This window comes from Butyrivibrio sp. WCE2006 (assembly GCF_000701985.1).
Lineage (GTDB): Bacteria > Bacillota > Clostridia > Lachnospirales > Lachnospiraceae > Butyrivibrio.
Window position 1 is genome coordinate 24,477 of sequence record NZ_JNKH01000039.1, and the last position, 10,727, is coordinate 35,203.

The following is a 10,727-nucleotide window of genomic DNA, read 5'->3' on the forward strand; positions in this document are numbered from 1 at the left end:
CGCTCAGACAAAACACTGGGAATAGTCAGTTATTCAATTAACATTTCCAAAGCATTAAATCATCTAGGTGTTATAGATTAATGTAAAATTAAATTATTTTATATAAGATAAGGACTTCTAAAAAATTGCAGAAGTCCTTATTTTTTCGTTGCTTACGGTCTGTACTCGTGGTAGAATATAAAATAGTTTAGATAAAACTAAAGCAATGTGAGAAATTTATGGACACAAGAGTATGCAGGCACTGCCTTCTGAGGGATTTGGAAGGCGATGAAAAGGAAATGATTCAAAAATACCGGGATGCCATTGATCCGGAGGATAGGGTATCAGAGGCAGTCTATGAGAGCAGGCTTAAGGTATGCACCGAATGTGATAAATTATCAAGCGGGACCTGCCTTGCATGCGGCTGTTATGTGGAACTTCGGGCACTTGGCATTGTATCTCGTTGTCCAAAGAAAAAATGGTAATAGTCAAAGAACTAAGGAGGAGAAAGCATTGGCTAAACTGGTAATCAATAACGAAAGCAAAAAGTCTAAAATTGCACCTGAAATCTACGGACATTTTTCCGAGCATCTTGGAAGATGTATCTATGAAGGACTTTATGTAGGTGAGAACTCTGATATTCCGAATGTAAACGGAATGAGAACAGACGTGGTAGAAGCTCTTAAGGAGATGAAAATACCGGTACTTCGCTGGCCGGGTGGATGCTTTGCTGACGAGTATCACTGGATGGACGGAATCGGTCCTAAGGAAAAGAGAAAGAAGATGATCAACACACACTGGGGCGGTGTTGTTGAGGATAACAGCTTTGGTACACATGAGTATTTTGAACTTGCAAAGCAGCTTGGATGCAAGACCTATGTTAACGCCAATCTTGGTTCAGGTACTGTAAGAGAGATGAGCGAGTGGGTTGAATACATGACCTTCAACGGTGTGTCACCTATGGCTGATTTGCGTAAAGAGAATGGTCATGAGGAGCCCTGGACAGTAGACTACCTCGGCGTTGGTAATGAGAACTGGGGCTGCGGTGGTAACATGAGACCCACATTCTACGCAGATGAATACAGAAGATATCAGACCTATGTAAGAAATTATAATGGCGCTAAGCCTATTTCCAAAATCTGCTGCGGACCTAATGTAGATGATTATAATTGGACAGAAAAAGTTCTTGAGACCTGCTTTGACCATACACCTGCGAACTTCCATGGCTTTATGGATGGTCTCTCACTTCATTACTATACACTCCCTGAGACAGAGGGTGACTGGAACTTCAAGGGATCAGCTACTAACTTCACAGAGGAAGTATTCTACCAGACTCTTAAGAGAAGCTTCTACATGGATGAACTCATTAAGAGACATGGCGCAATCATGGATAAGTATGATCCTGAGAAGAAGATTGGCCTTATGGTTGATGAGTGGGGTATCTGGACTGATGTAGAGCCCGGAACAAATCCCGGATTCCTTTATCAGCAGAATACAATGCGTGATGCTCTTGTTGCCGGCATGAACCTTAACCTGTTCAATAAGCATTCAGATCGTGTGAAGATGGCATGTATCGCTCAGCTTATAAACGTTCTGCAGTCAGTTATGCTTACTGATGGCGAGAAGATGATCAAGACACCTACATACTATGTATTCAAGATGTTCAAGGATCATCAGGATGCAACACTTCTTTCCAGCGAGCTGCTTAATAACAGTACAGTTGGTGCTGATAAGAACGAGCTTCCCAAGATTTTCGAATCTGTTTCAGAGAACGAAAATGGTGTTATTACAATAACTCTTACAAACAACTCTCTTGAAGCAGCTGAGGATATTGAAGTTGTTCTCACTAAGGATGGCGCTGCTTATAATGTTTCTGCAGCAACTGTTGTAACAGGCAAAATGGCAGATCATAACACATTTGAGAATCCTGAGGTTGTTAAGGAAGCAGAGTTCAAGGATTATAGCAAGACTGAAAACGGAATTAGTGTAAAGATTCCTGCATGTTCAGTACTTATGCTCCAGCTTAAAAAATAATGTATTAGAAGTATAAAACATTCAGAATCTGCTAATTTACTGAGTAAATTGCTACTTCTAAAGTAAAAATGATCAGTGGGAAGGGAGAAGTCCGTAAGACATTGCACAGTTTCCTGTTTTCATAAGACTGCTGAAACTTAGTAGAATTTTATTCGTAATCACGTTTGACGCTGCAAGAGTTTTGTGTTATCTTTTCTTGCGACCGAATGCTTTTATCTTTTTATTAATAATGGCATTTTGAATTCAGAGAGGTCGGTCGCTCTCAGAAAAGAGGAGAACATTATGAAAAAAAGACTTGTAGCAATGATCATGGGATGCATGCTTGCTGTAACAGCAGTAGGCTGCGGCGGATCCCAAAATGCTGAGACAGTAGAAAGCACTGAGGTGGCAGAGAACACATCTGACGCTGAGGAGACTGTTGAGGCTGAAGAAAACACAGAAGCAGACACTGAAGAATCAGAGGATGCTGCTTTAGAGGAAAATGCAGAGGAAGCAGAGGCTTCAGAAGAGGCAGCAGACAGTGAAGAAGCATCAGAAGCCGGTTCTTTCACAGACAGATCTGGAAATGAGATTACACTTCCTGAAAAAGCAGAAGCTATTATTTCCATGGCTCCTTCAACAACACAGGTTCTTATTGACCTTGGTCTTGGTGATAAAATCGTAGCTTGTGATACTTATTCATATGCAAGTTTTGAATCTGAGCTTAATGCAGACATTCCTCAGTTTGATATGATGACACCTGATCAGGAGCAGATTATAGCTCTTGGCGCAGATATCATTTTCACATCAGGAATGAGTGCCAGCGGCGGTACAGATGTGTTTGAAGCAGTTCGTGAATCAGGTGCCTGCGTTGCAGATATTCCAAGCAGCGCATCTCTTGCAGATATTGAGAAGGACATCGAATTCATAGGTGAATGTGTAGGTAAAGAGTCTGAGGCAGAGTCAATTGTTAATCTTATGCAGACCAAGATTGATGAGCTCGCAGAGATTGGTAAGTCAATTCCTGAAGAAGAGAAGAAGACTGTTCTTTTTGAACTTTATACACCTTCTGCTGAGAATCCTATGATCTATACAGCAGGAAAGGGCACATATATCAACGAAATGCTTGAAGTTATCGGCGCTAAAAATGTAGCCGAGTCAGAGGCTGACCAGTGGCCTGCTCTTTCAGAGGAATCAGCCGTAGCTTCCAATCCTGATGTTATTCTTACCGCAGATATGTATACACCTGATGTGATTAATACTATACTGTCAATGAAGGGTTGGGAAAACGTAAATGCCGTTGTAAACAAAGAGGTATATCAGCTTGATGGAGATGCTGTAAATCGTCCTAACCACCACGTAATAGATGCCATGATCGAGATGGCTACATCTATTTATCCTGACAAGTATTCAGACGAAGCTCTTGACGATGCTGCATAAAAAGTCATATCTGATTACGGAACTCTGCACTACCTGCCGGGTTCGTGAGAATATGATACAATAAGCAAATTCCAATTTTGAGGAAATAAGCTGATCTATGAATATTAACAGTGATAAAACTGCACTAAAAATGTTGACTGCCAGCCTTGTCGGGCTGGCAGCACTTATAGTGGGAATTTGTGCCGGAAGTGTAAGCATTGCGCTGCAGGACACGTTCTCGATTATACAGGCGAAGCTTTTTGGAGGAACCCTCAGTTCCTCTGTTGATGCTTCGCTTGTTTCTATTTTATGGGAAATAAGGATTCCAAGAGCTTTATGTGCCTTTTTGATAGGAGGAGCACTGGCTGTAAGCGGAGCAGTGATACAGGCCATTTTGCAAAATCCTCTGGCATCTTCATATACTCTTGGAGTATCATCAGGAGCCTGCCTTGGAGCAGCGGTGATAATAATAACAGGAGTGGGGAGCACAGCTTTGGGATATATATTGCTTCCTCTCACAGGCTTTTTATGTGGACTTTTTACCGTGATTCTCGTGATACTCATTGCTTCCAGGCTGGATTCCGGTTTTAAGAATCATACTATCATTCTGTTCGGAATGGTCTTTTCATTATTTGTTAATGCGCTTCTGACCATGATAAGTGCTCTGAATAAGGAGCATATGCAAAGACTTGTGCTATGGCAGATGGGCACATTTTCGGGAAGACGTTTTGCACATGTGGCGGTTATATTCGGCTTTGTTGTTGCAGGCGTGGTTTTGATGCTTTTTAGGAGCAGAGAGCTTGATCTTATGTCCTTTGGAGATGAAGAAGCTGCTGCAGTGGGAGTTGATACCAGGAAAAATAAGATAATCCTTTTGGTGCTTGCATCTTTATTGACAGGAATCTCCGTATGTTTTACCGGAGTAATAGGATTTGTGGATCTTGTAATACCGCATATAGTCAGAAAAATATTCGGATCAACACACATTATTGTACTTCCGATGTGCCTTATTTTGGGCGGAGCATTTATGACTCTGTGTGATCTTTTGGCAAGAACACTTCTAGCTCCTCAGGAAATACCAATCGGTGCAATAACAGCACTCGTAGGGGCACCATTTTTCCTTTGGGTATATTTTAAGGGGAGGACATGATGGAAAATAGTATTATTGAACTTCAAAATGTTTTCTCCGGCTATGAAAAGAAAAAAAGAGGAATTCCGGACGAGAGCAGGATGGTAGTAAAGGATATTTCTCTTAAGATAACAGAAGGTCACTGTGTGAGCTTCCTTGGGGCAAACGGTTGTGGAAAAACCACGCTTTTAAGGACTATAGCCGGTATGCTTCCGGCCTATGGCAGAATCAAAATTGATGGGAAAGATGCAGAAAAGCTTTCGAGAAAAGAAATAGCCAGATATATCGCCTTTTTGTCCCAGATGTCCCAGGTTTATTTTTCGTACAGCGTATATGAGACAGTGATGCATGGAAGATATGTCCATGGGAGCTCATTCTTCTCGGATAATAAGGAAAATGATAAGGAGATAGTTGAGGAAACTCTTGAAACTCTTGGGCTTAAGGATATTGTAAAAAAGCAGATAACTACCCTTTCAGGTGGTCAGCTTCAGAGAGTCATGCTGGCAAGATGTATAGCTCAGAGAAGTCCTGTGCTGATTTTGGATGAACCTATGAATCATCTTGATATGAAGGTTCAATCCGAGTTTATGGAATATCTTATGGAGTGGAGGAAAAATCCTGTAAAGCTAAGCGGTGGAAGGGAGTATAAGCCGACAATGATCGGGGTATTTCATGACCTTAGTACCGCTGCTTATCTGGCTGACGATATGGTTCTCATAAGAGAAGGAAGACTTCTTGGATATGGGAGAAAAGAAGAAATGCTAAATGCGTCGCTATTGCAGAAGACCTACGGCTTTGATGTGGCAGGATTTTTGGACAGGTTCAGAGGAGAGCTTAAGATAGAGGATTAAATTTAGCTTGTGTAAAAATCGCTAAGTACTATGCTCAAGCAAAAGCCCCGGCAGCGAAGAGAAAGCTCTTGCTGTTCGGGGCTTTACTTACGTATAGTACTTAGCGGAATTTTAAGTACCTGACTGGACTTTTGTGTTTACAAATTACCATCTGTAAGCGGTGTAGTATGTTTCGTAGTGGTCTGCACCTTCAGGGATGGAGAGATCCTTAATGACTGTCTCACCTGCAAGTACGTTATAGTTGCTGTTTACGATATATGAATCCTCGAAACCTACAAGCTTATCTGAGGCGTCAAAGAACAGTGTTGATGCCTGAATTGTGCTTAGATCCTCTGAGCCATTATTGGTTGCCTGAAGAATCAGCTTGCCGTTACTTGCTACATTTGCCTGCAATGTAACATCCTTAAATCCGGGATGGATATAATCAGATTCCTCCCAGCTTATTTTGTATGAATAATCTGTAGCGTCTTCAGAGTCGAGGAAAAGAGCATAAAGTACAAATTCCTGACCACCTGTGACATATGCTGTATAAGATGAGCCTGTCTCCAGAATGCCGCCGTCCTTATCATAGCTTACGGTATCCCAGGATACATCCAGATCAGTGTCCGTTGTATTATGACATACAGCTATATAATATTTATAGCCATATTCTGATGAAAATTCATAGGACTGCTCAACTTCAATAGCGTCATCTGTAGCTATGCCGCCTGCCTCTGCTACGGAATCTGCTGATGCAGCCAGTACAGTATTGCTAAATAACATAAGAATTAATAGTGATGCGCCAAATGATTTTAGTATTTTCATAAGTTAATCCTCCTTGTGTATTTGCTTTTGCAAGATTACTTTGTAATCCTGCTTATTGGTCGGAACTATTCCAAATCATGACTTTTTCATGACGGTTCCGATCAGTTGGTCGGATAAATCCTAATTCTAATTATCACTAAGGCATATGTACCAGAGATGTCCATTGTCTTTATTTTTTATAAAATAATAATGAAAAATGTGATAAGATTAAGCAGTCGAATATGACTTAATTTGGAGGAGATTTTAGTTATGGCTCAACTGTATTTTAGGTATGGTGCAATGGGGTCATCCAAGACTGCAAATGCACTAATGGTTAACTACAACTATCATGAGAGAGGGAAAAATTCCATAATATTAAAGCCGGGAATCGAAAACAGAGACGGGGCTACGATCATCAGATCAAGGATCGGGCTTCAGGCTGAATGTATGCTGGTGGAAGATTTTTTTGATGAGTATAGAAGAAAGCATAAGATGATAGAAAAATATGATGCTATCATCGTGGATGAGGCTCAGTTCCTTACAGCTGAGCAGGTGGATATGCTTTCGGATATAGTAGATTTTGATAAAGTTCCTGTCATCTGCTACGGACTTCGCACAGACTTTCAGGAGAAGTTTTTCCCGGGATCTGCAAGACTTATGGAGATTGCAGATAAAATAGAGGAAGTGAAGACAGTTTGCTGGTGCGGAAGAAAAGCTACCTGCAACGCCAGAATCTACAACGGAAAAATAGTAAGAGACGGCGAACAGGTCTTCATGGGCGGCAATGAAAGCTACATCGCCCTTTGCCGCAAGCACTTTAAAAAGGGCAAGCTTACGATATGACAGGAAGAAAAACCTTGCCAAATCGACTATAGACGTTCATGAGAAAATGGATTTGCGCTGACTATTTTGCCAAGTGTTCTGCTTAAATAAAAAATCACCCGAAAGTACTAAGTACATCTCGGGTGGTTTTTGCATTTAATTTATTGAAGCTGCGTTGGATTTATCAACAGGAGTAAAAGGTACCCAGACATATCGGAGGTCTTTTGTTACATATTGAACATCCTTGGCTGTGCCTGTTTTGGCAAGGGCGATAGCAACTTCGATGCAGGCTTCTCCCTGACCCTTTGCTGACTGATATACCGTAAACTGCATTCCGCCATCCATAATGGATTGACAGCCATCTACCGTTGCATCGATACCTACTACCGGGATATCGGCGGTGCTGATTCCAAGCTCGTTCATGGCCTGAACTACGCCAAGAGCCATAGAATCATTGTTGCAGATAACACAGTCATAGGGCTGATTGGTTTTAAGAAAGGTCTTGAAGCCTTCAGCAGCCTTATCTGTATCCCAATAAGCTGTATCGTTGAAAACGAAGTTTGCATTAATACCGTTCTTCTTGAAATAATTCTTGACGGATTTTGTTCTTGATACAGCTGCAGGGTGTCCAGGCTGTCCGGAGAAGAGAACTACATTAAGACTCTTGGGATTGCCAAGTGCTTTTAATACATATTCTGCCTGCATGTTTCCTGCATCCATCTCGTAGCTTCCAACATACATATATTTGTTGGGTTTTAGATGATCCTCGGAAGGCTGAGTATTTGTAAAGATAATAGGCGTATCGCCTGCGATTACTTCAAGCTGCAGAGCAGTGTCTGCATCAACAGGGTTACAAATGATTGCATTGTATCCCTTTGCTGCAGCGTCTCTTATCTGGGCAACCTGATCATCAACAGTAGCGCAGGGCTCTCCTAAATCTACGACTACACCGTTCTTTTTGCCTGCATCTGCTACTGAATTCATAACCAGCTCTTTGAAATCATCTAAAGTCAGTGTGCTGAAAAACACTTTAACTCCTGATCCGTCTACAGATGTGCCGTCCGAAGAGGATTTGCTACAGCCTGTGATAGCACCTAAAGTAAGCATGCATACAGCTGCTATGCTAATTATTTTAGTAAATAAATTCTTTTTCACGATAAGACCTCCTCTTTGTGTATTGGCATGATTACTTCGTAATCCTGCCCTATCGGTCGGAACCATTCCGAATCATGACTTCGTCATGATGGTTCCTCCTCTTAAATCTTAAACTGCTGAACATGAGAAGTCAGAGTCTCAGACGTGTTTGCAAGTTCGTGTGAATTGTTTGCGACATCTTCACTGTTCTGAGATATGCTCTTCGCCTGTTCAACCATGTTTTGTGAGGTTGCCAGTATCTCATCTGCGCTTGCTGCCTGCTCCTCGGAGATAGCAGCTACGTTTGTTGCAACGTCATCTACCTTTTGGACATCCCTGATCATTTCCTCGATACAATCATTGGAGGTCTGGATATTGGTGTAAATCTGTTCAAAGGTATCAACGGCTACACTAATAAGTTCACTGTTTTTCTCAATGCTTTCAGCGCTGGCATTTGCCTGTCCTACAGCTTCATCGATAAGTCTGTGAACCTCTTCTATAAGATTTGAAATATTGGTAGCACTTTCAGAACTGGTCTGTGCGAGCTTACCAATCTGAGTTGCAACTACCGCAAAGCCCTTACCTGCTTCGCCGGCTCTTGCAGCTTCAATAGATGCATTAAGAGACAAAAGATTGGTTTCCTCAGCAATCTCAGCGATCATGCTGACGATATTAGTGATTTCTTCTGATGCTGTACCTACTTTGTTTATGGAAGTTACAAGCTGATTGTTTGCCTGCTGAATTCCTTCCATGGCGTGAGAGAGCTTCTCCATATCATCGCGACCCTTTTGGGAAATCTTAACGGTTTCCTTCATGGATACGTCAGCTTTTTCAGAGTTTTCACGGGTATCGGAAACTACTGTGGCAAGGGTGGTTGCATTTTCAGCGATATCACCTACTGCAACAGCGAGCTGATCAACAGTATCATTTAACTGCTGCATGGCTTCAGCCTGCGACTGAGAGGCATCATACATATTTTTTGATACCATATCGCTGGTCTCGGATTCCTGTTTAAGCTTTTCGGATTCCTCGCTGATGCTGGAAAGCATATGACGCATGCTTTCAACGAACTCGGCAATTTTGCTGCTCATTACTCCAATCTCATCATTACTTCCGGAATCGACATCTATTGTGAAGTCTCCTTCACTCATGGCATGTATACTCTTGGTTATGCCAGCGAGAGGAGCAATAACTCTGCTGACAACATAGAGTATCAATATGATGATAATGATAACGGCTATGACACCGGTTATAATCAGATAATTAGCAAGTTCCTGGACGCTGGCAAGGATTACATCCTCAGCAATATAAGAAACCAGAATCCAGTCAGTTCCCTGAATTTCCTTAAAGGCAACATAATAGGGACCGATTTCCTTTGTGGAATAGTCTTCGTCCGCAATTGCCTGTGCAATGCCGCTGAGGAGGCTACTGCTGTTATCAGTGCCAAGAGTGCTTGAAACAAGGCTCGTGTCTCTGTGGGCGAGAATGGTATTGTCATTGGTATCAACCAGGAAAGAAGTTGCCTTATCCATTTTGACACCTGAATTAACGATGATACTGATCTTATCAAGGGTAACATCAGCTGAAATGACCTTGATTGAATCGTCACCGTAGTTAATTATACCGGAGGCACTTATAACGTTTTGGCCTTCAGTATTTTTATAAGCAGTACCATACTGTATGTTTGCTCTGGTAATACCCTGCTTGTACCAGGTTGAAGAAGTAGGATCCGCTTCTTCAAGAATGGAATCAGTAGGCTTGATAAATTCACCGCTTGAAGTGGCTATATGAAGGCCCTCCGGTGAATTTGTGTTAAAGTCATAGAATGAGTCGAGAAGCTTCTGAAGCTCTTCATCATTGGGATTTAGACCCTCTATGGCCTTTTTCGCAGTTTTGAAGAATTGAAGATTTTCATCCAGCCAGGATTCAATATTGTCAGCCTGATTGGAAATGGATGAATTAAGATTGGCAGTTGCAAGCTCTGTCATTCTTTTTTTAGACAAAGAAGCAGCAATCATGATAAGCACAATAATTGTGATTACAACGATTGGAACAATGAAAATAAGAAGCCTGTTCCTTATCTTCCCGGTTCTTCTGATTTTAGCGGGACTTTCGCTCATAATAGCCTCCTTACATTACAAAAAAAGGAAATAATTGTTATCCTTTATTATTTAAAGTTAACACAATACCTTATAAAAATCTGTAAGCATATCCTTAAATTTGCATAAATAATTACGAAAAAAAGAACAAACAGATAGCTGCTAGGGTAAAGTTTTTGTAGGATTGATAGAATGTAGCACAAGAATTGTGCACAACATAAATAAAAAGGACAACCTTCTGTGTTAAGGTATTTGTTGGCCAAAACAAAAAGCACGGGAGGTGTCCTTATGGACAGTATAAAACAAGTTTGGGAAAAGGTGGAAGAAAATCTTATAAAGCTACGTGAGGATTTTGCAAAAGAGCCTACCCGAATGGCAGAGTTTGAACGAGGTGTACATGCCGAATTCGGTCGACTGGAAAGAGATTTTCTCAGGCAAACATTGGAGGATAGAGATAACCAAATAAGAGGAAGTTTAAAAAGGCTTGAGAACTGGGTG

Annotated in this window: 10 protein-coding genes; 7 read left to right on the forward strand and 3 right to left on the reverse strand. The window is 41.4% G+C overall.

All coding sequences use genetic code 11. The features are described from left to right. Positions 1-218: 218 nt before the first annotated feature. The 5 genes from T501_RS16575 (at position 219) to T501_RS16595 (ending at position 5,391) form a co-directional block, all read left to right on the forward strand. Positions 219-464 (forward strand): DUF6171 family protein, encoded by a 246-nt coding sequence (locus tag T501_RS16575; RefSeq protein ID WP_026510468.1) that lies wholly within the window; start codon positions 219-221, stop codon positions 462-464. Positions 465-492: 28 nt separating this feature from the next. Next, a complete protein-coding gene (locus T501_RS16580; RefSeq protein WP_044916259.1) occupies positions 493-2,013 on the forward strand; it encodes an alpha-N-arabinofuranosidase in 1,521 nt (506 codons plus the stop codon). 282 nt (positions 2,014-2,295) lie between these two features. Beyond that, positions 2,296-3,432 (forward strand): ABC transporter substrate-binding protein, encoded by a 1,137-nt coding sequence (locus T501_RS16585; RefSeq protein ID WP_050008364.1) that lies wholly within the window; start codon positions 2,296-2,298, stop codon positions 3,430-3,432. Between the two features lie 97 nt (positions 3,433-3,529). After that, positions 3,530-4,561, forward strand: a complete 1,032-nt coding sequence (locus T501_RS16590; protein ID WP_081675250.1) for a FecCD family ABC transporter permease — start codon at positions 3,530-3,532, stop codon at positions 4,559-4,561. Continuing rightward, entirely contained in the window at positions 4,558-5,391 is an 834-nt protein-coding gene (locus T501_RS16595; RefSeq protein ID WP_081675251.1) for an ABC transporter ATP-binding protein, read from the forward strand. The genes T501_RS16590 and T501_RS16595 overlap by 4 nt, the downstream gene beginning before the upstream one ends. Positions 5,392-5,535: 144 nt before the next feature. Here T501_RS16595 and T501_RS16600 read toward each other — a convergent pair whose 3' ends face one another. Further along, positions 5,536-6,195: a hypothetical protein gene (locus tag T501_RS16600; protein ID WP_026510472.1), complete on the reverse strand. Its 660-nt coding sequence runs from the start codon at positions 6,193-6,195 to the stop codon at positions 5,536-5,538. A gap of 249 nt (positions 6,196-6,444) precedes the next feature. Between T501_RS16600 and T501_RS16605 the strand changes: the two genes are divergently transcribed. Then, positions 6,445-7,017, forward strand: coding sequence for a thymidine kinase (locus T501_RS16605; protein ID WP_044916261.1), 573 nt, complete (start codon positions 6,445-6,447; stop codon positions 7,015-7,017). 135 nt (positions 7,018-7,152) lie between these two features. On the opposite strand, the gene T501_RS16610 is transcribed toward T501_RS16605, so the two are convergent. Together T501_RS16610 and T501_RS16615 are read right to left on the reverse strand one after the other, a co-directional pair. Further along, positions 7,153-8,151: a substrate-binding domain-containing protein gene (locus tag T501_RS16610; RefSeq protein WP_197027979.1), complete on the reverse strand. Its 999-nt coding sequence runs from the start codon at positions 8,149-8,151 to the stop codon at positions 7,153-7,155. Between the two features lie 101 nt (positions 8,152-8,252). Beyond that, on the reverse strand, positions 8,253-10,250 hold the full coding sequence (locus T501_RS16615) for a methyl-accepting chemotaxis protein (protein ID WP_044916263.1): 1,998 nt from the start codon (positions 10,248-10,250) through the stop codon (positions 8,253-8,255). Between the two features lie 267 nt (positions 10,251-10,517). Between T501_RS16615 and T501_RS16620 the strand changes: the two genes are divergently transcribed. Next, the coding region (locus tag T501_RS16620; RefSeq protein WP_044916266.1) for a hypothetical protein at positions 10,518-10,727 on the forward strand (210 nt) is incomplete at its 3' end.